This is a genomic window from Roseateles sp., from assembly GCF_039929605.1.
GTDB lineage: Bacteria > Pseudomonadota > Gammaproteobacteria > Burkholderiales > Burkholderiaceae_C > Pelomonas.
Genome location: NZ_JBDSQX010000181.1, coordinates 1 through 25,839, shown reverse-complemented (window position 1 = coordinate 25,839; position 25,839 = coordinate 1). Strand labels below are relative to the sequence as shown.

Below are 25,839 nucleotides of genomic sequence, written 5' to 3'. Positions count from 1 at the left end.
GGTCGCGAGCGCGAACGCGACGGTCCCGTCGGCGACGGCCACCGCCGACCCCGAGCTCGACCCGCCGGCGACATAGCGCGGGTCGACGACGCTCGCGCACGTCCCGTGGGGCGTCCGCGTCCCGGTCAACCCGGTCGCGAACTGGTCCATGTTGGTCTTGCCGATCGGGATCGCGCCCGCGGCGATGAGCCGCTGCACCACGAACGCGCTGCGGTAGGGCGTGTAGGCGAACGCGGGGCACGCCGCGGTCGTCGGCGTGCCCGCGAGGTCGATGTTGTCCTTGATCGCGAACGGCACGCCGTACAGCGGCAGGTCCGCCGGCGAGCGGCCCTCGAGCGCGGCCAGGTAGGGGCTCAGCTCGTCATCCGACAGCACATGGATAAAGAGCTTGAACTCGGGGTTCAGCGCCCGGGCTTTCGCCACGACCTCGGCGATGACAACCCGTGGGGACAGCGCCCCGCGGCAATAGGCCTCGTTGAGGGCCGTGAGGTTCAGGTCGATGGGCATGGCGTCAGACCCCTTCTTCGACGACGACGACGCACTGCCCCGCGCGCACAGGCGAGCCGGGCTGCACACGGATCTCTCGCACCACGCCATCGCAGGGCGCGCCCAGGGAGATTTCCATCTTCATGGACTCGAGCACGACGAGCACGTCGCCGGTCGCGACCCGCTGGCCGACCTCGGCCTGCACCTGCCAGAGGTTGCCGGCGAGCTGGCTTTCCACGGCGCGCATGCCCGCAGGCAACGGCGCTTCGGCGGTATCCGCAACACTCGCCTCCTCGCTTTCGAAATGGGCTTGGCCGGAGTCGACCCAGCGCTGGCGCTCGGCATCGAAGGCGGCGCGCTGGTGTGAACGGAAGGCCTCGATGGATGCGGCCTCGCGCTGAAGGAAGGCCTGGTAGTCGGCCAGGTTCAGCCGGGTCTCCTCGATGCGCAGCGGATAGCGGCCGAGGGGGAAGTCGCGCCGGATACGCAACAGCTCGTCGGCGCTGACGGGGAAGAAGCGCACCTGGTCGAAGAAGCGCAGCAGCCACGGCTTTCCACCGAAGGCGGCGACGTCCTTGTAGCGGCTCCACATCTGCAGCGTGCGGCCGACGAACTGATAGCCGCCGGGGCCCTCCATGCCGTAGATGCACATGTAGGCGCCGCCGATGCCCACCGAGTTCTCCGCCGTCCAGGTGCGCGCGGGGTTGTACTTGGTGGTCACCAGCCGGTGGCGGGGATCCAGCGGTGTGGCCACGGGGGCACCGAGGTAGACGTCGCCGAGGCCCATCACGAGGTAGCTGGCGTCGAACACCGTGCGCTGCACGGCGTCGAGATCGGGGAGCTCGTTGATGCGGCGAATGAACTCGAGGTTGCTGGGGCACCAGGGCGCGTCCTTGCGCACCGTGGTCATGTACTTCTGGATGGCGAGCTGGCAGGCCGGGTCGTCCCAGCTCAGGGGCAGGTGCACGACGCGAGAAGGCACGCTGAGGTCGTCGGCCGCGCAGACGCCGTCCCACAGGTCGGCGACAGCCGTCAGCAGCGCATCCAGCGGCAGCGTGCGTGGGCGGTAGTGGACCTGCAGGGAGCGGATGCCCGGTGTCAGGTCGACCACGCCGTCCAGTGCGCGCGCCTGGAGCGCCTGCATCAACGCGTGGCCACGGAAGCGAAGCACCAGGTCCAGCTCCGGCGCGCCGATCTCCAGCAGCAGGTGGGTGTCGCCGCAAAGGCGCGCGACCAGGCGCTTGTCGCCGGTGCCGAGGTCCAGCACGACGGGCGACGCCGGCGCGCTCCGCTGCCAGCTCACCGGCGTCGCTGCCAGCGCCCTCGACTCCTGCTCCCGCGCATCGGCGAGCGCGCGGGCGGTCGGCATGTCGACCGGTACGAAGCGCACCTTGTCGCCCGCCTTGAGTTGGCCCAGCTGCCACAGGTCGGCCTCGATGACGGTCACCAGGCACACGAAGCCGCCCAGGCTCGGGCCATCGGGCCCGAGGATCACGGGCATGTCGCCGGTGAAGTCGACCGCGCCGATCGCATACGGGTTGTCGTGGATGTTGGACGGATGCAGGCCGGCCTCGCCGCCGCTGTCCCGCACCCACTCCGGCTTCGGCCCGATCAGGCGCACGCCGGTGCGGCTCGAGTTGAAGTGCACTTCCCAGTCGGTGGCGAAGAAGGTGTCGACGTAGCCCGGCGTGACGTACTCCGGCGCGCCATGCGGGCCGTAGATCACGCGCAGCTCGCGCACGGCGCCGAGCGACGTGTGCAGGCCGGCGGCCAGCGCCTGGCCACAGGCCCGGTCGGCCAGCGGTGCGACATGCAGCACATCGCCGGCGCGCAGCGCCCGGCCGGTGTGGCCGCCGAACTGGCCCAGCGTGAAGGTGCTCTTGCTCCCCAGGTAGTCGGGCAGCTGCAGGCCGCCGCGCACTGCCAGGTAGCTGCGCGCTCCGGCGCCGGCGATGCTGCCAATGGCCAGCACGCTGCCGGCCGCGACGAGCAGCGCGGTGTGCAGGGGCTGGGCGATGCCGTCGACGCGCACCGGGATGTCGGCGCCGGTGACGGCGACCACCGCGTCAGCGTGGAAGCGGATCGTCGGGCCGGTCATCGTGATCTCGAGCCCGGCCGCGCCCTCGGGGTTGCCGAGCAGGCGGTTGCCCAGGCGCAGCGCACGGTCGTCCATGGGGCCCGAGGGCGGCACGCCGACGGCCCAGTAGCCCTGGCGGCCGGGGAAGTCCTGCACCGTGGTCTGCGTGCCCGACGACACAATCTCGAGCGTGTGGGCGCGGTAGGCCAGGCCTTCCAGGCAACGAGTCCACGGCGAACCGCTCGCGAACGGCGCGTCGGCCAGGATCTGGCGCAGGTAGTCGCGGTTGGTCTCCACGCCGTACAGCACGGTGCCGGCCAGCGCCGCGTCCAGCCCGAGGCGCGCCTCGTCGCGGGTCGGCGCCCAGGCGATCAGCTTGGCGATCATCGGATCGAAGTAGGGCGGAATCTCGCAGCCGGCCTCGACCCAGGTGTCGATGCGCACGGCCCGCCCGTCCGCAGGCGGGAAGGACACGGCCGTGAGCAGGCCCGGGCTGGGCTGGAAGTCGCGGCCCGGGTCTTCCGCGTAGAGCCGCGACTGGATGGCATGGCCGACGGGCTTCAGGCCCCGCACCAGTTCCGCCAGCGGCGGCAGGTCGCCGGCCGCGAGCTCGATCATCCAGCGCACCAGGTCCACGCCCCACACCTGCTCCGTCACGCCGTGCTCGACCTGCAGGCGGGTGTTGACTTCCAGGAAGTAGAAGCGGCCGGCCTCGCTGTCGTAGACGAATTCCACCGTCCCGGCGCTGCGGTAGCTCACCGCCTTGGCCAGCTTGATCGCCGCGGCGCAGAGCTCGTCTGCCATGCCGGCGGGCAGGTTGGGCGCCGGCGTCTCCTCCAGCACCTTCTGGTTGCGGCGCTGCACCGAGCAGTCGCGCACGCCGAGCGCGACGACCTCGCCGCGCCCATCGCCGAACACCTGGACCTCCAGGTGACGGGCGCGCTGGATGTACTTCTCGATGAAGACACCAGCGTCGCTGAAGTTGTTCTGGCCGAGGCGGCGCACGGTCTCGAAGGCCTCGGCGAGATCCTGCGCGGAGTGGCAGACGCGCATGCCGATGCCGCCGCCACCCGCCGTGCTCTTCAGCATGACCGGATAGCCGACCTTGGCGCCGGCTTCGAGCGCGGCCTCGACGCTCTCGAGCAGCTCGGTGCCTTCCAGCATGGGCACGCCCTGCTCGCGCGCCAGGGCGCGGGCCGTGTGCTTCAGGCCGAATACGCGCAGTTGCCGGGGCGTCGGGCCGACAAAGGCGATGCCTGCGGCCTCGCAGGCCTCGGCGAACGCGGCGTTCTCGGACAGGAATCCGTAGCCCGGATGGATGGCCTGTGCCCCGCTGCGACGGGCGGCGTCCAGGATCCTGTCGACGACGAGGTAGGTCTGCGCGGCCGGCCCGTCGCCGAGGCTGATCGCCTCGTCGGCCTGCTGCACGTGCAGGCTGGCGGCGTCGACGTCGGAGTAGACCGAGACGCCTTGCACGCCCATCTGGCGCAGTGTGCGCAGGACACGGCAGGCGATCGCGCCGCGGTTGGCAATGAGGAGCTTGTCGAACATGTTGTCAATCTCGACGCGCGGGCCGTCCCGCGTTGAGGGGTCGCGCCGTGGTCGTCCACGGCGAGAGGCGGCGGCCAGGGCCGCGCCTCTTCAGGGGCGCTTCGCCCTCGGTTCAGGCTTGATGCCGGCGCGCAGCTGCGCCAGGTGAAAGGCGATGGGCCGCGCCGCCTGCAGCAGCCTGCGCAACATCAGTCCCATACCAGCACCTCCGCGGGCGTGGGGTTCCAGCCGTTGCAGGGGTTGTTCAGCTGCGGGCAGTTGGAGATCAGCACGATCACGTCCATCTCGGCGCGCAGCTCCACGTACTTGCCGGGCGCCGAGATGCCGTCCTCGAAGGTCAGCCCGCCTTCGGGCGTGACCGGCACGTTCATGAAGAAGTTGATGTTGGCGCCGATGTCCGCCTTCTTCAGGCGGCCGTCGCGCAGGCAGGCGCACATGAAGTTGTCGCGGCAGCTGTGCATGTAGCGCTTCTCGAACGCATAGCGCACGACGTTGCTCTCCTGGGCACAGGCGCCGCCGAGGGTGTCGTGGCGGCCACAGGTGTCGGCCACGATGGTCAGCAAGGGGTTGCCGAGGTTGGAATACAGCACGCTGCCTGTCGTCAGGTAGGCGCGGTTCTGGCGGCGCAGCGTGCGCTGCGCGTCATAGCGCTCGCGCGGGTTGGCCACGCTGTAGAACAGCGTGTCGATCGCCTGGTTGCCTTCGAGGTCGAGCAGGCGCACGGTCTGGCCGCGGCGCACTTCGCACAGGTAGGGCTCGCCGGCGGGGATGACGTGGCGCGAGACGGCCGATTCGGGACGAAGTTCGCTGGTCGTCAGGGACATGACGCACTCCTCAGAGGTTGAACAGCTCGGTGTTGCGGAAAGCGCGCGCGTTCTCCGGGCGCGACGTGCGGCAGCCGACGCTCAGCGCGTCGCCGTGCGCCAGCTTCCAGCTCAGCTGCAGCGGGCGCGGGGCGTAGCGCGGCGCAGGGTCCATGGGGTGCTGCAGCGCGGTCAGGAACACCAGCGTGTCCATGGGGGCGAACAGCTCGATGTAGTCGCCCGCCTTGGAGTTGCCCGGGACGAACGCGAACGTCCCGTCGGCGGCGACGACGACCTTGCTGAAAAGGTTGACCACCATCAGCAGGTCCTGCAGGTCCAGGTTCCACTTGCCCATCTCCACCAGCAGGTTGTCGTGGCCGTTGCGGAAGAAGCCGTTGCGCAGCTCCTGGTAGCGGCCGGCGCCATACTTTTCTCGTACCTCGTCGGCGTTGAGCAGGCCGCCGAACGGGTCATGCCAGCCGCAGGTGTCGGCCGTGATCGCGGCCAGCACCCGGCCCATGTCCGAGACCAGGCAGTGGCCGGCGGTGAGTCGCGCGGTGTGCTGGCCCTTGAGGGTGTCGGGCAGGTTGAAGCGGTCGCTGGGCTGCTGCGCGTTCAGCAGCATGAGGGCGGCGTTGGCACCGCCTTCGAGGTCGGTGATGCGCAGCACCTGGCCGCGTTTGAGGACGAAGGAAAGGTGGCCGCCGCCGGGGACGGTCTCCTCGCGCAACGGCGTCTCGAGGGTGAGGGATTGCGAGCTCATGTCACTCCTTGGATGGCACCGGCAACGGCGCGGGAACGCCGTGCGCACGCATGGCGGCGGCCTCGGCGTCGGCCAGGCGGTCCTGGTTCAACGGGATGTCGTAGGTGATGCGCGCGCCGTAGGCCTGCGGCGCATGCGGGTCGACGCGTGTCTTGTCGAACACGAGCAGGCGCGTGCCGAGGTGGAAGCCTTCGGAGAGGTCGTGCGTGACCATGAACACCGTCAGCCGCGTCTCGCGCCAGAGATCGTGCAGCAGCACGTGCATGTCCTTGCGGATGCCCGGGTCCAGCGCGCCGAAGGGCTCATCGAGCAGCAGCACGCGCGGCCGGGCGATCAGCGCCTGCGCGATCGCGAGTCGCTGCTGCATGCCGCCGGACAGCTGGCTCGGATAGCGATGCAAGGCATGCCCGAGGCCGACGCGCTCCAGCATCTCGCCGGCCTCGCGGCGCGCCTCGCGCTTGGCCCGGCCGAACAGCCGGCCGGTCCACTTCGCGCGCGGCAGCTCCAGCGCGATGGCCACGTTGTCCAGCGCGTCGAGATGGGGAAGCACCGAGTAGCGCTGAAAGACCACGCCCCGGGTCGCGTCGGGTTCAGCGGGCAGCGCCTGGCCTTGCAGCAGCAACTGGCCCTTGCTCGGCTGCTCCTGCCCGAGCAGCAGCCGCAGGAAGGTGGACTTTCCGCAGCCCGACGCACCGACCAGCGTGCAGAACTCGCCTTCTTCCACGGCGAGATTCAGCCGCTCCAGCACCACGTGGTCGCCGTAGCGCTGCCAGACGTTTTTCACCGTGATATAGCTCATGCCTTGGCTCCTTCCGACCACGGGAACCACCAGCGATTCAGATGCTTGAGTGCCGCGTCCGACAGCCATGCGAGCAACGTGATCCACACGACATAGGGAAGGATCACGTCCATCGCCATGTAGCGCCGCAGCAGGAAGATCCGGTAGCCCAGGCCTGCCGTCGCGGAGATCGCCTCGGCCGAGATCAGGAACAGCCAGGCCGCTCCCAGCATCAGCCGCAGCGACACCAGCAGGCGCGAGAACAGCGGCGGCAGCACGACGCGCAGCACGATGGTCCAGCTGTTGGCGCCCAGCGTCTGCGCCTTGACCATCACCTCCTGCGGGATCTCCTTGGCGCGCTGCTCGAGGTCGCGCGCCAGCAGCGGCGCCACGCCGATCGCGATGAGCATCACCTTGGACAGCTCATCGAGGCCGAACGCGATGAACAGGATCGGCAGGATCGCCAGCGGCGGGATCACCGAGACCACGGCCAGCAGCGGCGACAGCGGCGCGCCCAGCAGCGGAAAGGCGCCCGCGGCGACGCCCAGGCACAGACCGACAAGAGCCGCCAGCCCGAGGCCCAGGCCCAGGCGCTGCAGGCTCGCCAGCGTGTCCGACAACATCAGGTAGTCCCCGGTGCGCTCGTCCTGCTCGAAAGCCATGTGGCGCATGGCGTCGACCATCTGCGCGAAGCTGGGCAGCAGCTTGTCGTCCGGGTTCTCGCTCAGGCGGGCCGCAGACCCGGCCGCATAGATGACCAGCAGCAGCACCAGCGGCAGCATGGCGAGCAGCAGCCGTACGCCGCGGTTCGGAACCCGGTTGATGAAGCGCATGGTGAACCCTGGTTGTGGAACGGGGTCAGAGCTTGCCGTCGGCCGCCAGGCGCAGGAAGGTGTCGTCGAAGCGCAACTTCACGTTCTTCGCGTTGCCGTTGACGACGCCGTTAGGGAAGGCCACACCGATCGCGTCGGCGTTGCGCGCTCCCTGGCCCAGCAGTCCCTTTTCGAACGAGAACTTCGCGACGCGCTTCATCGTCTCGGGCAGTTGCGGGCCGCTGGCCAGCTTGACCGCGTCGGCCGGCGTGAATTGCAGCGCGGTCGTGGCGAGCTGCTTCGTGTAGTCGTCAAGGGTGGTGCCCGAGGCCTTGGCCATGTGCGTCAGCGCTGCCGGGTTCTTCGCCTTCATCTGCGCCATCACCTCGAACCAGGCACCCACCAGCACCTTGCCGAGCGCCGGGTTGTCCTTGAGCGTGGCGGTGTTGACCACCATCAGGTCGAGGATCTCGCCGGGGATCTTGCTGGAGTCGAACACCGCGGTCGCGCCGGGCATGGCAGCGACGGTGGACAGCTGGGGGTTCCAGGTGACGACGGCCTGGGCCGACGGGCTCGCAAACGCGCCGGCGATGTCCGCATCCGAGGTGTTGACGACCTTGACGTCGCGCTCGCGCAGGCCGACCGTCTCCAGGCCGCGCGCCAGCAGGTAGTGCGAGACCGAGAACTGCACGAGATTGACGTTCAGGCCCTTGATGTCCTTGAGCGTCTTGCCCTTGCCCTTCAGCACGATGCCGTCGTTGCCGCTGGAATAGCTACCCGGGATCAGCGCGGTGCTGTCGACACCGCCGGCCGCAGGGATGGTCAGCGCGTCCATGTTGGTCATGGTGCAGCCGTCAAACTTGCCCGCCGTGTATTGGTTGATCGACTCGACGTAGTCGTTGATCTGGACGATCTTGACCTGGATGCCGTATTTCTTCGCCCACTTGTCGACGATGCCTTGCGTCTGGGCGTATTCCCAGGGCATCCAGCCGGCATAGATGGTCCAGCACACACTGAACGACTGTTTGGTCGCCGCGTGGGCGACGGAACTCAACAGACTTGCGGAGCCCAGGCAGAGGGCGAAGACGAGACGTCGCAGGATCATGAGGTCACTCCAGAGGGTTTAACGGCGGGGAGCAGCGCCACGCACCGAAGTGCGTTCGCAGTTCTCCCGGGCTTTTGTCCCGCCGTGTAACCTCGTCTGGAGGTCGCCAGCTCTCGGACCAGACATCCGCGTGTGCGGACCGGAACCCTAGCCAGCCATTAGGTGCAGCGCGATGCTGTCCCCCGACGGAACCTACGCAACGTCCGTGCCATATGAAAAGCTACGGAAACAGCAGAAGGTCCACCGCTGGACGTATCACAACGGGGTTCAATGCACCGCGATGGCGTGACACCCGACTGATATTGCGCAGTTGTGGTGCATTTCTCGCCCTCCATCGCCTACGCCGGTTCGAAGCCCTTCAAACCTTCAACCGATACCCCACCCCCGCCTCCGTCACCAGCCACTGCGGCCGGTTCGGGTCGGCCTCGATCTTCTTGCGCAGGTTGGCCATGTGCACGCGCACGTAGTGCACGTCCTCGGCATGGCCCGGGCCCCACACCGCCTTGAGCAGGTGCTGGTGCGTCAGCACGCGGCCGGGCACGGTGGCCAGCTCCTGCAGCAGGCGGTATTCGATGGGGGTGAGGTGCAGTTCCTCGCCGTCTCGCGTCACCGTGCGCAGCGCGCGGTCGACGGCGACGGGGCCGAAGCGCAGCACGGGGTCGGCGTCCTTGCCGGCGCCGTGCCTGCGCAGTTGCACGCGCACCCGCGCCAGCAGCTCCGCCACGCCGAAGGGCTTGACGAGGTAGTCGTCGGCGCCGGCGTCCAGCGCCTGCACCTTGCGCTCCTCTCCCTCGCGGGCCGACAGCACCAGCACCGGCGCCTGCGACCAGCCACGGAACTCGCGAATGAAGTCCAGCCCGTCGCCATCCGGCAGGCCAAGGTCCAGCACGACGAGTTCGGGCCGGCGCGTGGCGGCGTCGATGAGGCCGCGCTGCAGCGTCGCCGCCTCGAAGACCTCCAGGCCCTCGCTCTCCAGCGCCATGCGCACGAAGCGGCGGATCTCCGGCTCGTCCTCAATCATCAACACGCGTGCTGCCGTGCTCAAGACGCATCCCTCGGCGACTGACGAAGCGAATACCCAACACAGCCACAGAGACACAGAGGCGCAGAGAACGTGGTGATCTCTCTGTGCCTCTGCGCCTCTGTGGCTATGTTCATGAGGGTGGGAAGGAAGGACAGTGTCATCTACGTCGGCGGTTGGCCCAAAGGCAGCTCAATGCGAACGCAGGCGCCGCCGGTCGAAACATTGTGGGCGCTGATGCGGCCGCCATGCGCCTCGACGATGGCCTTGGCGATCGCCAGGCCCAGGCCCACGCCGGGCGTGGCGCTCTCGCGGTCACCGCGCTCGAACTTGTCGAAGAGCTGGGCCTCGCGGCCGGCCGGGAAGCCCGGGCCGGTGTCGCTCACATCGATCTCGACGTTTCGCCCCGCCGTCCGTGCGCCGATGCGGATGGCGCCACTCGCGTACTTGGTCGCGTTCTCCAGCAGGTTGACGAGCACGCGCTCGATGAGCACGGCGTCCAGCTCGACCAGGGGCAGGTCGGCGGGCAGGTCCACGGCCACGTCACGGCCGGCCAGCGCTTCGTCCAGGTTTGCCAGCGCGCCGCCAACCACCTCCTGCAGCGGCAACCAGTGACGGCTCAACTGCACGGTGCCGGACTGCAGCCGCGCCATGTCGAGCAGGTTGGCCACCAGCGCGCTCATGCGCAGCGCCGAGCGGCGCATCGCGTCGGCCACGTCGACCTGGGGCCCGTTCAGCGGTGTGAGCTTGAGCGCGTCGGCCAGACCCACGAGCGCGGCCAGCGGCGTGCGCAGGTCGTGGGAGATGGCCGTCAGCAGTGAGTTGCGCAGGCGCTCGCTCTCGATCTGCAGGGTGCTGCTCTGCGCCACCTCGATGTAGTGGATGCGCTCCAGCGAGATGGCCAACAGCGCCGCGCAGGTGTCCAGCAGCTCGCGCTGCTCGGGCGACCAGCGCTGGCCCTTGCCTTCAACCGCAAGCACGCCGCGCAGCCGCATGGGCGCCGTCAGCGGCAGCATCAGGCAGGCGCTGGCCGGCAGGGTGTCGGTGCCCTGCCCGGCCGGCTGGGCGTGGTCGAAGGCCCACTGGGCCACGCCGAGGTCGGGCTGCGTGTTCGCCCCGGGCAGCACGGCCAGCACCTCGCGGCCGGGCGTGGCGCCCGGAGGCGGCGCCAGTACGGCCGACGCAGCGCCAAACTCCGCACGCAGGAAACGTGTGGCGATCTCGGCGACCTGCTCGGGCACCAGCGCCGCGCCCAGGTCGCGTGACATCGCATAGAGCCCGCGCACGCGGCGCTCGCGTTCACGGGCGGCCTGAGCCTGGGCCTGAAGGCCGGCGGCGAGCTGCCCGATGACCAAGCCCACCAGCAGCAGCACGACGAAGGTGACGAGGTATTGGGCGTCGCCCACGGCAAACGACCAACGCGGCTCGACAAAAACGAAGTCGAACGCAGCCACGCCCAGCAACGCCGCCATCGCGGCCGGCGCGCGGCCAAAGCGCAGCGCCACGCCGACGACGTTGAGCAGGTAAAGCATGGCGATGTTGGTGGGCTCCATGATGCCCAGCAGCAGTACATGGCCGGTGGCCGTCACCAGCAGGCTGCCGAGCAGGGCCACCGCATAACCGCGCAGTGCATGGGGCGCAAGCAGCCCGAGCTCACGCTGCGGTGCCGGCTCCGGCGGGCGCGAGTGGGTGGGCAGTGCCACCTGCAACACATCCATCTCCTCGGCAAGATGACTCAGCTTTTCGGCCAGCGTTGGCCGGCCGGGCCAGCGCCAGGCGCGCTCGCGCCGGCCGACGACGAGCCGGGCCAGGTTGTGCTCGCGCGCATAGCCCGCCAGGGCCGCCCCTACCTCGGGCGCAGACAGCACCGCCGTGCGCGCGCCCAGGCTCTGCGCCAACTCGAGCGTGCGCTGCACGCGCTGGCGATCCGCCTCGGCCAGGCTGCGCGTCGTCTCGACATGCACCGCGTGCCAGTCCAGCCCGAGCTGCTGCGCCAACCTGGCGGCGCTGCGCACGACCTTGTCGCCGTTGCCGTCAGGCCCGACGCAGGCCAGCAGGGATTCGCGGTTGGGCCAGACCGTGCCCGCGCTGTGCTCGCGCCGGTAGGCCTGCATCTGGTCGTCCACCCGGTCCGCTGTGCGGCGCAGGGCCAGTTCGCGCAGCGCCAGCAGGTTGCCCTTGCGGAAGAAGTTCTTGGCCGCACGCTCGGCTTGCTGAGGCAGGTAGACCTTGCCCTCCTTGAGCCGCTGCAGCAGTTCGTCGGGCGGCAGGTCGACGACGACGACTTCGTCGGCCGCGTCGAAGACCTTGTCCGGCAAGGTCTCCCAGACGCGAATGCCGGTGATGCCGCCGACGATGTCGTTCAGGCTTTCCAGGTGCTGCACGTTCAGCGTCGTCCACACCTCCACGCCGGCCTCGCGCAGCTCCTGCGCGTCCTGCCAGCGCTTGGCGTGGCGCGAACCTGCCGCGTTGCTGTGGGCCAACTCGTCCAGCAGCAGCACGCCTCCGGGCTCGGCTGCGCCCCAGGCGAGCGCGGCGTCGAGGTCAAACTCGCGCAGCGTCTGGCCACGGTGGGCGATGTCCTTCAACGGCAGGCGCGGCAGATCGCGGGCGATGCCTTCCGTGTCGGCCCGTCCATGCGTCTCGACGACGCCGATGCGCACCGCCCTGCCCTGGGTGCGCGCCGCGTGTGCGGCGGCGAGCATCGCGAAGGTCTTGCCGACGCCGGCGTTGGCGCCGAAGAAGATTTTCAGCCGGCCGCGCGCGGCGGCGGCCTCGTCGCGCTGGACCTTGGCAAGCAGCGCGTCGGGGTCGGGTCTGGAGTCAGTCATGCCAGTGGCACTGGCGTGACCCGCAATTCGCGGGCCGAGCGCCGGGCCGCTCCCAAGCCGGCCCGCCTTGGGCGATGTGCTTGCCGGTCAATCCGGCAAGCATCGCCGTCCCCTCGGGGGACCGGCCAAGGTAGACCTTGGACGAGGGGCATCTATAACCAGCCCAGCCGCTTGAAGCGCCAGTACAGCGCGCCGCTGACCAGCGCGATGGTGCACAAGGCCATCGGATAGCCGTAAGCCCATTTCAGCTCGGGCATCTTTTCGAAGTTCATGCCCCAGATGCCTGCCAGCGCCGTGGACGCCGCAAAGATCGCGGCCCAGGCGGCCAGCCGTTTGGTGACGAGGGATTCCTCCAGCGTGACCAGCGTCAGGTTCACTTGCGTGGCCGCGATGATGGTTTCGCGGGCGGCGTCGATGCTGGCCTGGATGCGCAGCAGGTGGTCATAGACGTCGCGGAAATAGTCCTGCAGGGCCATGCAGACGACCGGCACGCGGCCGCCATGCAGCTTGGCCGTCACCTCCAGCAGCGGCGTGACGGCGTGGCGCAGCGTGGCCAGGCGCTGCTTCAACGCAAACAGCCGCTGCACCACGGCTTGCCGGTCCAGCCGGGGCTGGAACATGGTTTCCTCCAGCTGCTCCAGCTCGGCCTCGATGGCGTCGATGAGCGGGAAGTAGCGGTCCACGACCGCGTCCATCAGCGCGTAGAAGACAAAGCCCGGCCCCTGGCGCAGCAGATGCGGTTCGCGCTCCGCCCGCCCGCGCACGCCGAGAAAGCCCTGCTGGCTGTTGTGCCGCACCGAGACGACGAAGCGCGGGCCAACGAAGACGTGCACCTCGCCGACCTGCAGCTCCTCAGGGCCAGTCTCCAGCAGGTGCATGACGGCGAACAGCATGTCGCCGTACTCCTCGACCTTGGGCCGCTGATGGCCCTTGCGGGCGTCTTCAACGGCCAGCGGCGGCAGCGTCAACTCGCGCTGCAGCAGCTCCAGTTCCTCGTCGCTGGGGTCGCGCAGCGCGATCCAGACAAAGCCTTTCTGGCTTTGCAGCGCGGCGGCGACGCCGTCCAGCCCCGGCTCGGCCACGATGCGGCCGTCCTCATACACGGCGCTGTTGATCAGCATGTTGTTCGGTTCAGAGTCATCGTGCGGGGATCGTCGCACGGTCGAGTGCGAGGTTGAGGGCCAGCACGTTGACGCGCGGCTCGCCGATGAAGCCGAGCGCGCGGCCTTCGGTGTGCTCGTCGACCAGCGCCCTCACCTGCGCCACCGGCAGGCCGCGCACGCGGGCGATGCGGGTGGCTTGGTAGTCGGCGGCGGCGCGGCTGATGTGCGGGTCCAGGCCGCTGGCGGACGCGGTGACGAGGTCCACCGGCACCGGTGCGGTGTTGCCGAGGTCGGCGGCGCGCAGGGCCTCGATGCGCGCCTTGACGGCCTCGACCAGCTGCGGCGCCGTCGGCGCAAGGTTGGAGCCGCCGGAGTTGGCCGCGTTGTAGGGCGCTGGTGCGGTGGCCGACGGACGGCTCCAGAAGTGGCCGGGGTCGGTGAATGCCTGACCGATCAGCGTGGAGCCGACCGGCTTGCCCTCGCGCTCGACCAGACTGCCGTTGGCCTGGCGCGGGAAAACCGTCTGCGCCACGCCGGTGACGAGCAGCGGGTAGGCCAGGCCGGTGATGAGGCTGAGCAGCACGAAGAGGGTCAGCGCGGGGCGGAGTTGGGTGTTCATGAGTCAGACCAGGTGAAGAGTCACGAGCAGCAGGTCGATGGCCTTGATGCCGATGAAGGGCACGATGACGCCGCCCAGGCCGTAGACGAGCAGGTTGCGGCGCAGCAGCGCGGCCGCACCCACCGCGCGGTAGCGCACACCCTTGAGGGCCAGCGGGATCAGCACGACGATGATCAGCGCGTTGAAGATGACCGCGCTGAGGATGGCCGAGCTGGGGCTGGCCAGACGCATGACGTTCAGCGCCGCCAGCTGCGGATAGGTCGACACGAAGGCCGCCGGCAGCACGGCGAAATACTTGGCCAAGTCGTTGGCGATGCTGAAGGTCGTGAGGGACCCGCGCGTCATCAGCATCTGCTTGCCGGTCTCGACGATCTCGATGAGCTTGGTCGGGTTGCTGTCGAGGTCGACCATGTTGCCGGCCTCCTTGGCGGCCTGCGTGCCGGTGTTCATCGCCACGGCCACGTCGGCCTGGGCCAGGGCCGGCGCGTCGTTGGTGCCGTCGCCGGTCATGGCGACCAGCCGGCCTTGCGACTGGTGCTCGCGGATCAGTGCGAGCTTGGCCTCGGGCGTGGCCTCGGCGAGGAAGTCGTCCACGCCGGCCTCGGCCGCGATGGCCGCTGCGGTCAGGCGGTTGTCGCCAGTGACCATGACCGTCTTGATGCCCATGCGGCGCAGTTGCGCAAAGCGCTCCTTGATGCCGGGCTTGACGATGTCCTTGAGCTCGACGACGCCCAGCACCTGCGTGCCATCCGCGACGACAAGCGGCGTGCTGCCCCGGCGGGCGGCTTCGTCCATGCTGGCCTGCACGTTGCCGGGCCAGCGGCCGCCCAGCGCCTCGACGTGGGCGCGCACCGCGCTGCCGGCACCCTTGCGGACGAGGCGCGCGCCGAGGTCCACGCCGCTCATGCGCGTCTGCGCCGTGAAGGGCACGAACTCGCCGCGCTCGGTGGGCGTGGCCGCGCCGAACTTGCGGTCGGCCAGCGCCACGATGCTGCGGCCCTCGGGCGTCTCGTCGGCCAGCGAGGCCAGGCGGGCAACGTCGGCCAGCTGCACCTCGCTCGCGCCCTCGACGGGCCAGAACGCATCGGCCTGGCGGTTGCCCAGCGTGATGGTGCCGGTCTTGTCGAGCAGCAGCACGTCCACGTCGCCGGCCGCCTCGACGGCGCGGCCGGACGTGGCGATGACATTGGCCTGCAGCATGCGGCTCATGCCCGCCACGCCCACGGCCGACAGCAGGCCGGCGATGGTCGTTGGGATCAGGCAGACCAGCAGCGCCACCAGCACGACCAGGCTGACCGGCTCACCCGCGCCGGACACCGCCACCGCGAACTGCGAGAACGGCAGCAGCGTGGCGACGACGCCGAGGAACACCAGCGTCAGCGCCACTAGCAGGATGGTCAGCGCGATCTCGTTGGGCGTCTTCTTGCGCTTGGCGTTCTCGACCATCGCGATCATGCGGTCCACAAAGGTTTCGCCCGGGTTGACGGCCACGCGGGCAACGACCCAGTCGGACAGCACGCGCGTGCCGCCGGTCAGCGCCGAGAAGTCGCCACCGCTCTCGCGGATGACGGGCGCGGACTCGCCGGTGATGGCGCTCTCGTCCACCGAGGCGACGCCGTCCACCACTTCGGCATCGGCCGGCACCACGTCGCCGGCCTCGATCAGCACGACCTCGCCCTTGCGCAGCGTGCCGGCCTCGCGCGGATGCCACTTCAGGCTGTCACGCGCGACGCCGGGTTTCCAGTCCTCGGCGACCTTGGCCCAAGTCTCCTTCTTGAGCCCACGCAGCGACGCCGCCTGCGCCTTGCTGCGACCCTCGGCCAGCGCCTCGGCAAAGTTGGCGAACAGCACGGTGAACCACAGCCACAGCGTGACGGCGATGGTGAAGCCGTCGGGTCGGGCGAGGGCCAGCGCGGTGGTGAACGCGCTGCCGAGGTAGACGACGAACATCACCGGGTTGCGCAACTGCGTGCGCGGGTCCAGCTTGGTGAAAGACTCGCCCAGGGCCTGGCGGGCCAGCTTGGGGTCCAGCAGAGAGAAGGCGCGATTCATGCAGCGCTCCGGAGGATGAGGTGCTCGACGACCGGACCGAGGGCCAGCGCCGGCACATAGTTCAAGAGGCCGACCAGGATCACCACCCCGATCAACAGGGCGATGAAGAGCGGCCCATGCGTGGGCAGCGTGCCCTCGCCTGCGGCCAGGCGCTTCTTGGCGGCCAGCGAGCCGGCCATGGCCAGCACCGGCACGATGACGCCGAAGCGGCCCACCCACATCACCAGGCCCAGCAGCAGGTTGTAGAAGGGTGTGTTGGCCGAAAGGCCCCCGAAGGCGCTGCCGTTGTTGTTGCCGGCCGACGAGAAGGCATACAGCACCTCGCTGAAGCCATGCGCGCCGGGGGCGGAGATGCCGGCGCGGCCGGGCTCCAGCAACACCGCCAGCGCCGTGCCGCCCAGCACCGCCAGCGGCGTCAGCAGGATGGCCAGCGACACCATCTTCATCTCATGCGCCGCGATCTTCTTGCCGAGGTATTCGGGCGTGCGGCCGATCATCAACCCGGCCACGAACACGGCCAGGATGGCGAACACCAGCATGCCGTACAGGCCCGCGCCGACGCCGCCGAACACCACCTCGCCAAGCTGGATCATCACCAGCGGCACGGCACCGCCCAGCGGCGTGAAGCTGTCGTGCATGGCATTGACCGCACCGCAGCTGGCGGCCGTCGTGATGACGGCGAACAGCGTCGAGGCGTTGATGCCGAAGCGCACCTCCTTGCCTTCCATGTTGCCGCCGGAAGCGCTCACGCCGAGCTCGGTCATGCGTGGGTTGCCGGCCTGTTCGGCGCCGGTCGCTACGACGACGGCGACGACGAAGATCGCCGTCATGGCGCCCAGCAGCGCCCAGCCCTGGCGCATGTCACCCACCTGCCGGCCCAAGACGAAGCACAGCGCCGCCGGGATTAGGAAGATGGACAGCATCTGCAGCGCGTTGGTCACCGCGCTCGGGTTCTCGAACGGGTGGGCCGAGTTCGCGTTGAAGAAGCCACCGCCGTTGGTGCCCAGCATCTTGATGGCCAGCTGCGACGCGACCGGGCCAACGGCCAGCGTCTGGCTCGACCCTTCAAGCGTGACGACCTGGCGGCTGGCGTCCAGCGTCTGCACGACACCCAGGCCGGCCAACGCGATGGCGAACACGAAGGCGAGCGGCAGCAGCACCCAGAGCGTCGCTCGGGTGAGGTCGGCCCACACGTTGCCGACCGTCTGCGCGCTGTGGCGAGCGAAGCCCCGCAGCAGCGCGACGACGACGGCCAGGCCGGTGGCAGCGGACAGGAAGTTCTGCACCGTCAGCGCCAGCATCTGCGTCAGATGGCTCATCGTCGACTCGCCGCCATAGCCCTGCCAGTTGGTGTTGGTGACGAAGCTGATGGCGGTGTTGAAGGCCGAGTCCGGCGACACCGCGCCAAAGCCCTGCGGGTTCAGCGGCAGCAGGTGCTGCAGGCGTTGCAGCGCGTAGACGGCGACGACGCCGATGGCGTTGAAGAGCAGCAGGCCGAGGGCGTAGCGCAACCAGCCCTGCTCGGCCTCGGGGTCGACACCGGCCAGCTTCAACACACGGCCTTCGATGCCACGCAGCCACTCCACGCGGCCGTCCATCGCCGCGTGAATCCACCGCGCCAGCGGCCAGGCCAGCGCAAGCAGCACGACGAGAAAGCCGAGGAGCTGGACCCATCCCGAGGTACTCATGACAAGTCCTCCGGGAACAGCAAGGCCCAGAACAGATATGCCACCAGCCCGATGACGAGCACGATTGCGGCCAGTTCGAAGCCGTTCATGACTTCCTTCCCGCCAGCTTGTCGCAGCCCCAGGTCGCGAGCACCGTCAACAGCGCGAGCACCGCGCCAAGCCCCAGAAAAACGATGTCCATGACACCTCCAATTGCGATGGAGGCATTCTGGAAATCTCGCCGTCAAAGCCTCGACAAGATCGAGGCGGGGGGCATCAAGAAAGCATCAAGACTTGCTCAGCGCCAGCTGCGTGATGTCGATGCCGCGCTCCCGCGCGATGGCTTCCAGCACGGGCAGCAGCGGGCCGAGCTTCTCGTCGAGCGCATCGCGCACGGTGTCGACGACGACCTGCGTGCTGCGGTCGATCTCGATGTGGATGGCATCGCCCACCGCCTTGTCGCCGAAGGTCGTCATGCGCAGCGTCTCGGGGATCAGCCAGACCTCGAACCAGCCCGAGCCGTCGCGCTCGCGCTGGGCCTCGGCCACCGTCAGGCTGCAGCCGTTGACGCCGATGTAGCCCTTGGCGAAGACATAGCGCATCGACGGCGCCGGCACGGCGAAACGGATGACGCAGTTGTTGTCCGGCCGGCGGATCTCGGCGATGTGGGCCGACACGTCGACGTGGCCGGACAGCGGATGGCCGCCGATCTCGGCGCCGTCTTTTGCCGCACGCTCGACGTTCAGGCCCGAGCCGGCACGCAAGCCGCCGAGCGTGGTCAAGTTCAGCGTCTGCGCCATCACGTCGAACAGCGCCACGTCGGGCGAAGGCCGCTCGGTGACGGTCAGGCAGACGCCGTCGCAGGAGACGCTGGCGCCGATGGCCAGTTCCTCATCGAAGCCGGCCGGCAGCTTCAGCGCCAGCGTGTGCAGCCCATCGCGGGCGTCGATGGATTCGACTCGGGCGACGCCCTGAACGATGCCTGTGAACATGATGAAAAAAGGCCCCGAGCGGGGCCGTTTGGAGAGTGGCGGCCAGCTTACCAGTTGGCCTCGCGGTCGGGCGTCGCACCGATCTTGTGGATGGACAGGTCGGCGCCTTCGAACTCCTGCTCCGCGTCCAGCCGCAGGCCGACGAATCGCTTGATCAGCCCGTAGACGACAAAGCCACCTGCCAGCGCCCAGGCCACGCCAAGCGAAGTACCGATCAGCTGCGCGCCAACGCTGACGCCGCCGATACCGCCCAGCGCCGTCTGCCCGAACACGCCGCAGGCGATGCCGCCCCAGGCGCCGCACAGGCCGTGCAGCGGCCACACGCCGAGCACGTCGTCGATCTTCCAGCGGTTCTGCGTTAGGGTGAAAAACTTGACGAACACCCAGCCGGCGATGCCACCGGTGACCAGCGCGCCCAGCGGGTGCATCACGTCCGAACCCGCGCAGACCGCCACCAAGCCGGCCAACGGGCCGTTGTAGGCAAAGCCGGGGTCGTTGCGGCCCAGCAGCACGGCCGCCAGGGTGCCGCCGGCCATCGCCATCAGCGAGTTGACGGCGACGAGGCCCGACATCTTGTCCAGCGTCTGCGCGCTCATCACGTTGAAGCCGAACCAGCCCACCGTCAGCACCCAGGCGCCTAAAGCGAGGAAGGGGATGCTGGACGGCGGATGCGCGCTCATCGCGCCGTCCTTGCGGTAGCGGTTCAGACGCGGCCCGAGCAGCAGCACGGCGGCCAGGCTGATCCAGCCGCCCACGGCATGCACGACGACGCTGCCGGCGAAGTCATGGAACTCGGCGCCCGTCGTGGCCTTGAGCCAGGCCTGCACGCCGAAGGCCTGGTTCCAGGCCACGCCCTCGAACGCCGGGTAGATCAGCCCGACGATGATCGACGTGGCGAATAGCTGCGGGCCAAAGCGGGCCCGCTCGGCGATGCCGCCCGACACGATGGCCGGGATGGCCGCAGCAAAGGTCAGCAGGAAGAAGAACTTGACGAGCTCGTAGCCGTTCTTCTGCGCGAGTTGCTCGGCACCGACAAAGAAATGCGTGCCGTAGGCCACCAGATAGCCCACCAGGAAATAGGCCAGCGTGGAGACGGCGAAGTCCACCAGGATCTTGACCAGCGCATTGACCTGGTTCTTCTTGCGCACGGTGCCCAATTCCAGGAAGGCAAAGCCCGCATGCATGGCCAACACCATGATGGCGCCCAACAAAATGAAGAGCGCATCCGCGCCCTGCTTGATCGAAGTCTCCAACGCTGTCTCCGTGATCGGCGCCAGACTTGGGCGATATGCACCAAGCCGATTCGGCACGCACCGAAACAGCAAGTTCAATGCCCAGTTTTAATGCACAACCATCACCGTTGCGAGCACCAAATTCGGATTTGTCGCCCTACTTTAGGGCGACACGCGCACCTTCTTCGAACGTATGCGCACCGAATCCGAGCGTCCAGTGGCCGTCGGCCCAGCGCACCACCGGGCGCTTGATGACGCTCGTCTCGGCGAGCATCAGCGCCGTGGCCGATGCGTCATCGACGACACCGGCCTTGGTCGCGTCGCTCAGCTTGCGCCATGTGGTGCCGGCGCGGTTGACGAGCTTGTCGCGGCCGAAGGCGGCCAGCCAGGTCGGCAGCAAGTCGGCGGGCACGCCCTGCTTCTTGAAGTCGTGGAAGGCGACTTCCAGGCCCCGTTCAGCCAGCCAGGTGCGGGCCTTTTTGACGGTGTCGCAGTTGGCAATGCCGTAGACGGTGATCATGGCCGCCATGTTAAGTTGCCGCCCATGATTGACTGGCTGGACGAAGCGTCCCTTGACTTCCCGCCCAGCCACCGGGCGCTGGGCCCCGACACCGACGCAGCCGGCCTGCTGGCCGCCGGCGGCACGCTCAGCCCCGAACGCCTGGAAGCCGCGTATCGGCGTGGCATCTTCCCCTGGTATGGCCCCGGTCAGCCGCCGCTGTGGTGGGCACCGGACCCGCGCATGGTGCTGCAGACGGCCGACTTCAAGCTGTCGCGTTCGCTGCGCAAGACGGTACAGCGCTTTGCGGCTACGCCGGGCTGCGAGATCCGCATCGACCACGACCGCGCCGCCGTGCTGCGCGCCTGTGCCAGTTCGCCGCGCGAAGGCCAAGCGGGCACGTGGATCGTGCCCGAGCTGCAGGCGGCCTACCTCGCCTGGCCGGCCATGCACAGTGTCGAGACCTGGGTGGACGGCGAGCTGGCGGGCGGCCTGTACGGCGTCAACCTCGGGCGCATGTTCTACGGTGAATCGATGTTCATGCGTCGCACCGATGCGTCCAAGATCGCGCTGTGCGCGCTGATCTGCCTGTGCCGCGAGTTCGGCATCGGCTGGGTCGACTGCCAGCAGAACACGCGTCATCTGGCGTCGCTGGGTGCGGCAGAAGTCTCTCGCGGGGCGTTTGAGGCCCACCTCGCCACCCATGTCGGTAAACCCGCACCAGGGCCGTGGACCTATCATCCAGACTACTGGCACAGGCACTTGCTGACTACGACGTGACCCACCCCAAAGAACTGCCCCTCGCGCAGATCCAGTTCTATGCCACGGCAGGCTACCCATGCAGCTACGTGGCGGGCCGCCAGGCGCGCTCGCAGGTCGCCACGCCCAGCCACCTGATCCACGCCGACGCCTACTCCAACCTGGTCGCCGCCGGCTTCCGGCGCAGCGGCCTGTTCACCTACCGCCCCTACTGCGACCAGTGCCGCGCCTGCATCGCGCTGCGCGTGCCGGTGGGCCGCTTCGAGCCCAACCGCAGCCAAAAGCGCGCGCTCAAAGCGCATCGCCATCTGCAGGCCAAGGTCATGCGCCTGGGCTACTCGCCCGAGCACTACGCCCTCTACCTGCGCTACCAGGCCGGCCGGCATTCCGGCGGCGGCATGGACCACGACAGCGTCGACCAGTACACGCAGTTCCTGCTGCAGAGCCGCATCAACTCACGCCTCGTCGAGTTCCGCGAAACCACGCCGGACGGCCAGTCAGGTCCCGGGCCGCTGCGCATGGTGTCCATCCTCGACATCCTCAGCGACGGCCTGTCGGCGGTCTACACCTTCTACGACCCCGATGTCGAAGGCAGCTTCGGCACCTACGGCGTGCTGTGGCAGATCCAACAGGCGCGCGAACTCAAGCTGAGCCACCTCTACCTGGGCTACTGGATCGAGGAGAGCCCGAAGATGGCCTACAAGGCCGGCTTCAGGCCGTACCAGACGCTTCAGAACGGCGTCTGGGAAGACCCGTGTCAGCCCACGCCAGACTGACTCCATGAGTGCCGGGGCAGTTCAATAGGCGCGGCATGTTGACGCCCGAAATCATCCCCGTCGAAGTCAGTGCGTTGGTCTCGCCCGCACTGGCTCGCCACGGTGGCATGGTGGCGGTGTTTGATCACGACGACCGCCTGCGCTGGGCCAACACGGCCTACCGCGAGGCGCTGGGGATTCCGGCGGATGCCAGCATGACATGGTCCGAGATGATGCGCCGCAGCCATCAGAGCCAGATGGGCGCCGTGATCAACACACCTGACTTCGAAAGCTGGTTGGCCTCTGCCGCATCTCGCCGAGGCAAGCAACCCTATCGGCAGTTTGAGGTTGACCTCAGTGATGGCCGCTGGATGCTCCTGACGCAGACAGTCGATGAGCGCGGCTGGATCTTGTGCATCGGCGTCGACATCAGCGACCTGGGCCGCGACCATCGCGAACTGCGCATCGCACGCGATCTTGCTCTGCGCGCCAGCCAGGTCGACCCGCTCACGGGTATCGCCAACCGCGCAGCGATATCGAATCATCTGGTGGCGTCGTTCATGCGGGACTCGTTCAAGCCCTGCGTGGCAATGATCGACCTCGACCACTTCAAGAAGATCAACGACCGGTTGGGCCACGCCGGGGGCGACCAGGTGTTGAAGGATTTTTCGCGCCTGTTGCAATCAGGCCTGAGACGCGCCGATGCATGTGGGCGATACGGTGGCGAGGAATTTCTCGTCGTCTTCTCAGGCATCGATCTGCCCGCTGCACACGAAGTGATGCGCCGCCTGCAGGCAGCGGTGAAGCACTCGCGGCCCATCAGCGAGGCGCCGGACTTCAGCTACAGCATCAGCATCGGCATGGCTCAAGCGCAGCCTCGCGAGGGCATCGGTGCGCTGCTGATTCGCGCCGATGTCGCCCTGTATCAAGCCAAGGACGCTGGGCGAGATCGCTGCGTCCTAGCCCACTGAGTGGATCGACCGGGACGCCGATCCTGCCCGCGGCGCCGGAGGACTTCGCCGAAGCCCCTAAACCAGCACTTCCACGCAGGCCGGATGGCCTAAAAAACCTTCGGGGCTGGCACTGCACCCTCTCCCCGCTACCGGGCCGAGCAGCTCCGGCACCTACGGCGTCATGTGGCAGATCAGCCCAGCGCGCGACGGCGTTTGGGAAGACGCCTGAACACGGCAACTCAGCTAAGAAGCCGCTTTGCCAGAGCCTTAGCCGCAGCCGGCCACAACGTTACTCGCCAGGGCCGCCGACGCAGCACCTCGGCGTAACTGGCCCAGGCCACAGCCGGATCACCTACTAACAAATGATCGTATCCGAACTGAATAGCAAGACGGTCCAGGTGATCACGCATAAGGCCGGCATCCATGGTCGTACCGGCCTTGGGATCCTCAAGACCCCAACGCTTGAGCGCCTGCTCGATGACAACCCGCTCGTAATTCACCGGACGGGCCTTGCGCGACACCGAGCCGGGCACGACGCGGTAATAGGCTCCAACGGCGTCGAGTTGGTCGACTTTGGCTTCGCGCGAGGCACGCAGCCAGAAGTCGTAGTCATCGCCGTTGAAAAGGTTCACGTCGAAGCCACCGATGGCCTCAATCAGACTGCGGCGCATCATGACCGTCGTGGTCAGAAGATGGCTTTCGAGTAGCAGTTGGGTGTACATCCAACCCGACCGGGACGCGACGACAGGTCCACTCACGACAGGTACCGGGCTCACGGCCGGGATGCGAAAGACACCGTCCGCGTCAGCCGGCCAGACAAACCAGCGAGTGAAAACGGTGCCAACGTCCGCATGGGCAACTAGGTGCGCCACCTGGGCCGACAGCTTGGTCGGCAGCCAAATATCGTCGGCGTCGAGGAAGGCGACATATTCGCCGCGCACGGCCGCAAGGCCTGCGTTGCGCGCCTTCGGAGGGCCGGCATTGGCTTGGTCAATGACGCGGATGCGGTCGCCATAGCCACGCAGTACCTCCAGCGTGTTGTCCTTGGAGCCATCGTTGACAACGATGACTTCAACGTGCGGGTAGTCCTGTGCCAGCACGCTGTCGACCGCCTCGGCCACGTAGGCTGCCGCGTTGTAGGCCGGGATGATGACCGAGACCAGCCCAGTCACCTTCGGCTCGCGGCTGGTCGTCAAACGGTGGCTCCACCGCTAGCAAGCCTGCCGGACAGCAGCGCGTCAAAATACTCGATCGTCTTGCGAAGACCATCGTCGAGTTGGGTGCTGGGCTCCCAGGCACCCAGGTGCTTGCGCGCCAGAGTCAGGTCGGGCTTGCGCTGCATCGGATCGTCGCTGGGCAGCGGACCGTGCACCACCTGAGAGGAAGAGCCCGTCAACGCGATGACCTTCTGGGCCAGCTCCAACATCGTGAACTCACCGGGGTTGCCGATGTTGACGGGGCCGGTGAAGTCGTCGCCCGTGTTCATCAGGCGAATCATGGCTTCAATCAAGTCGTCGCGGTAGCAGAAGGAGCGGGTTTGCGAGCCGTCGCCGTAGATGGTGATGTTTTCGCCCTTCAACGCCTGCACGATGAAGTTGGACACGACGCGCCCGTCGTTCGGATGCATGCGCGGGCCATACGTATTGAAGATGCGCGCGACCTTGATGCGCAACTGGTGCTGGCGGTGGTAATCGAAGAACAGCGTTTCGGCGCAACGCTTGCCTTCGTCATAGCAAGAGCGCAGCCCGATCGGATTGACATGGCCCCAGTAGTCTTCCGTCTGCGGGTGGATCTTGGGGTCGCCGTACACCTCGCTGGTCGAGGCCTGCAGGATCTTGGCCTTCACGCGCTTCGCCAGGCCCAACATGTTGATGGCGCCATGCACGCTGGTCTTGGTCGTCTGGACCGGGTCAAACTGGTAATGAACAGGAGACGCCGGGCAGGCCAGGTTGTAGATTTCGTCAACTTCGACGTAGAGCGGAAACGTCACGTCGTGACGCATCAACTCGAAGTGCGGGTTGGGCAACAGATGGGCGATATTGGCCTTGGTGCCGGTGAAGTAGTTGTCCACGCACAGCACATCATGGCCCTGATCCAACAGGCGTTCGCAAAGGTGCGAACCGAGGAAGCCCGCGCCGCCAGTGATCAGGATGCGCTTTCTCAAGCTGTAAGTTTTCATCTGTTTCAGTCCTGTTCGCAGTGACCGGCTCAAGCGTGGCCGAGGGAAAACGAGGCGCGGATTCTAGGCATGCAGATTCGTCATACCAGTACCTCGACGCAGGCGGGATGGCCAAGAAATCCTTCGGGACTGGCACTACGACCGTAAGCGCCGCTTTGGTAGACGACCGCGAGGTCACCGATGTCGCCGCGCACCATGTCCATGCGATCGGCCAGCAAGTCCAGCGGTGTGCACAGCGGGCCGACGACGCTCGCGGCTTCGGTCGTCGGCTCGTTGCGACCCTGCGGTTCGATGGACGCCGGGTAGTTCTTGCGCAGCACCTGGCCGAAGTTGCCCGAGGCCGACAGGTGGTGGTGCAGGCCGCCATCCGCCACCAGGAAGACCTGGCCGCGCGAGACCTTGCGGTCGACGACGCGGCTGACATAGATGCCAGCCTCGCCGGCGAAGTAGCGACCCAGCTCGATGACCAGCTTGGTCAGCGGCAGGTCCGCCTTGGCGCGGGCCTGCAGCGCGGCGAGGTTGTCGGCAATCGAGGTCAGATCCAGCCGCGATTCGCCCGGGAAATACGGAATGCCGAAGCCGCCACCCAGGTTCAGGAACTTGACCGGCGCGGGTGCGGACTCGGCCAGGCGCAGGGCCAGTTCGTAGCTCTTCTGCTGCGCCTCGCAGATCGCCTCGGCCTTGAGGTTTTGCGAGCCGGCAAACAGGTGGAAGCCTTCAAAGGCCACGCCATCACCGCTGAGCCGGCCCACCTCGGCCAGCACCTCGGGCAGCGCCTCGGCATCGATGCCGAACTGCTTGG

General features: G+C 68.0%; 22 protein-coding genes, 1 pseudogene and 1 riboswitch. Of the genes and pseudogenes, 3 read left to right on the top strand and 20 right to left on the bottom strand.

The annotated features are described in order from the left end of the window. The 17 genes from ABIS05_RS24370 to ABIS05_RS24290 form a co-directional block, all read right to left on the bottom strand. On the bottom strand, nucleotides 1-507 hold a 507-nt coding region (locus ABIS05_RS24370; RefSeq protein WP_348013535.1), incomplete at its 3' end, for an amidase family protein. A gap of 4 nt (nucleotides 508-511) precedes the next feature. Beyond that, complete coding sequence (uca, locus tag ABIS05_RS24365) at nucleotides 512-4,114, bottom strand: urea carboxylase (RefSeq protein ID WP_348013534.1); 3,603 nt, start codon at nucleotides 4,112-4,114, stop codon at nucleotides 512-514. A gap of 188 nt (nucleotides 4,115-4,302) precedes the next feature. Next, a complete protein-coding gene (locus tag ABIS05_RS24360; RefSeq protein WP_348013533.1) occupies nucleotides 4,303-4,938 on the bottom strand; it encodes an urea amidolyase associated protein UAAP2 in 636 nt (211 codons plus the stop codon). 10 nt (nucleotides 4,939-4,948) lie between these two features. Next, a complete protein-coding gene (locus ABIS05_RS24355) occupies nucleotides 4,949-5,680 on the bottom strand; it encodes an urea amidolyase associated protein UAAP1 (protein WP_348013532.1) in 732 nt (243 codons plus the stop codon). A gap of 1 nt (nucleotide 5,681) precedes the next feature. Then, nucleotides 5,682-6,479: an ABC transporter ATP-binding protein gene (locus tag ABIS05_RS24350; protein ID WP_348013531.1), complete on the bottom strand. Its 798-nt coding sequence runs from the start codon at nucleotides 6,477-6,479 to the stop codon at nucleotides 5,682-5,684. After that, the gene (locus ABIS05_RS24345) at nucleotides 6,476-7,291 is read right to left on the bottom strand and encodes an ABC transporter permease subunit (RefSeq protein WP_348013530.1); all 816 of its coding nucleotides are present in this window, start codon (nucleotides 7,289-7,291) and stop codon (nucleotides 6,476-6,478) included. Before ABIS05_RS24345 ends, ABIS05_RS24350 begins: the two co-directional genes overlap by 4 nt. 25 nt (nucleotides 7,292-7,316) lie before the next feature. Beyond that, entirely contained in the window at nucleotides 7,317-8,375 is a 1,059-nt protein-coding gene (locus ABIS05_RS24340) for a putative urea ABC transporter substrate-binding protein (protein ID WP_348013529.1), read from the bottom strand. Between the two features lie 61 nt (nucleotides 8,376-8,436). Beyond that, a riboswitch (guanidine-I (ykkC/yxkD leader) is annotated at nucleotides 8,437-8,537 on the bottom strand. A gap of 196 nt (nucleotides 8,538-8,733) precedes the next feature. Continuing rightward, on the bottom strand, nucleotides 8,734-9,396 hold the full coding sequence (locus ABIS05_RS24335) for a response regulator (protein ID WP_348013537.1): 663 nt from the start codon (nucleotides 9,394-9,396) through the stop codon (nucleotides 8,734-8,736). Between the two features lie 164 nt (nucleotides 9,397-9,560). Then, nucleotides 9,561-12,227: a DUF4118 domain-containing protein gene (locus ABIS05_RS24330; RefSeq protein ID WP_348013528.1), complete on the bottom strand. Its 2,667-nt coding sequence runs from the start codon at nucleotides 12,225-12,227 to the stop codon at nucleotides 9,561-9,563. A 152-nt stretch (nucleotides 12,228-12,379) separates the two neighbouring features. Then, a complete protein-coding gene (locus tag ABIS05_RS24325) occupies nucleotides 12,380-13,348 on the bottom strand; it encodes a magnesium and cobalt transport protein CorA (protein WP_348013527.1) in 969 nt (322 codons plus the stop codon). A 16-nt stretch (nucleotides 13,349-13,364) separates the two neighbouring features. Beyond that, nucleotides 13,365-13,949 carry a potassium-transporting ATPase subunit KdpC gene (kdpC, locus tag ABIS05_RS24320; RefSeq protein WP_348013526.1) on the bottom strand — a complete coding sequence of 195 codons (585 nt, stop codon included), beginning with the start codon at nucleotides 13,947-13,949 and terminating at the stop codon, nucleotides 13,365-13,367. Nucleotides 13,950-13,952: 3 nt separating this feature from the next. Then, complete coding sequence (gene kdpB / locus ABIS05_RS24315) at nucleotides 13,953-16,001, bottom strand: potassium-transporting ATPase subunit KdpB (protein WP_348013525.1); 2,049 nt, start codon at nucleotides 15,999-16,001, stop codon at nucleotides 13,953-13,955. Then, a complete protein-coding gene (gene kdpA / locus ABIS05_RS24310) occupies nucleotides 15,998-17,689 on the bottom strand; it encodes a potassium-transporting ATPase subunit KdpA (RefSeq protein ID WP_348013524.1) in 1,692 nt (563 codons plus the stop codon). The genes kdpB and kdpA overlap by 4 nt, the downstream gene beginning before the upstream one ends. Then, entirely contained in the window at nucleotides 17,686-17,778 is a 93-nt protein-coding gene (gene kdpF / locus ABIS05_RS24305; RefSeq protein ID WP_348013523.1) for a K(+)-transporting ATPase subunit F, read from the bottom strand. The genes kdpA and kdpF overlap by 4 nt, the downstream gene beginning before the upstream one ends. Before the next feature lie 177 nt (nucleotides 17,779-17,955). After that, the gene (locus tag ABIS05_RS24300; RefSeq protein ID WP_348013522.1) at nucleotides 17,956-18,660 is read right to left on the bottom strand and encodes a riboflavin synthase subunit alpha; all 705 of its coding nucleotides are present in this window, start codon (nucleotides 18,658-18,660) and stop codon (nucleotides 17,956-17,958) included. A 47-nt stretch (nucleotides 18,661-18,707) separates the two neighbouring features. After that, entirely contained in the window at nucleotides 18,708-19,856 is a 1,149-nt protein-coding gene (locus ABIS05_RS24295) for an ammonium transporter (protein WP_348013536.1), read from the bottom strand. Between the two features lie 193 nt (nucleotides 19,857-20,049). After that, nucleotides 20,050-20,421, bottom strand: coding sequence for an arsenate reductase (locus tag ABIS05_RS24290; protein ID WP_348013521.1), 372 nt, complete (start codon nucleotides 20,419-20,421; stop codon nucleotides 20,050-20,052). Between the two features lie 15 nt (nucleotides 20,422-20,436). Between ABIS05_RS24290 and ABIS05_RS24285 the strand changes: the two genes are divergently transcribed. The 3 genes from ABIS05_RS24285 to ABIS05_RS24275 are packed head-to-tail and all read left to right on the top strand — an operon-like array spanning nucleotide 20,437 to nucleotide 22,876. Continuing rightward, nucleotides 20,437-21,171: a leucyl/phenylalanyl-tRNA--protein transferase gene (locus tag ABIS05_RS24285; protein ID WP_348013520.1), complete on the top strand. Its 735-nt coding sequence runs from the start codon at nucleotides 20,437-20,439 to the stop codon at nucleotides 21,169-21,171. Then, a complete protein-coding gene (locus tag ABIS05_RS24280; RefSeq protein ID WP_348013519.1) occupies nucleotides 21,168-21,926 on the top strand; it encodes an arginyltransferase in 759 nt (252 codons plus the stop codon). Before ABIS05_RS24285 ends, ABIS05_RS24280 begins: the two co-directional genes overlap by 4 nt. 38 nt (nucleotides 21,927-21,964) lie before the next feature. Beyond that, on the top strand, nucleotides 21,965-22,876 hold the full coding sequence (locus ABIS05_RS24275; RefSeq protein WP_348063355.1) for a diguanylate cyclase: 912 nt from the start codon (nucleotides 21,965-21,967) through the stop codon (nucleotides 22,874-22,876). A gap of 221 nt (nucleotides 22,877-23,097) precedes the next feature. Here the strand turns inward: ABIS05_RS24275 and ABIS05_RS24270 are convergent, their stop codons facing one another. The 3 genes and pseudogenes from ABIS05_RS24270 to ABIS05_RS24260 form a co-directional block, all read right to left on the bottom strand. Next, nucleotides 23,098-24,054: a glycosyltransferase family A protein gene (locus tag ABIS05_RS24270; protein ID WP_348013517.1), complete on the bottom strand. Its 957-nt coding sequence runs from the start codon at nucleotides 24,052-24,054 to the stop codon at nucleotides 23,098-23,100. After that, nucleotides 24,051-25,037, bottom strand: coding sequence for a UDP-glucuronic acid decarboxylase family protein (locus ABIS05_RS24265; protein ID WP_348013516.1), 987 nt, complete (start codon nucleotides 25,035-25,037; stop codon nucleotides 24,051-24,053). The genes ABIS05_RS24270 and ABIS05_RS24265 overlap by 4 nt, the downstream gene beginning before the upstream one ends. Nucleotides 25,038-25,117: 80 nt before the next feature. Then, nucleotides 25,118-25,839: pseudogene (locus tag ABIS05_RS24260) on the bottom strand (pyridoxal-dependent decarboxylase, exosortase A system-associated); the annotation flags it as partial.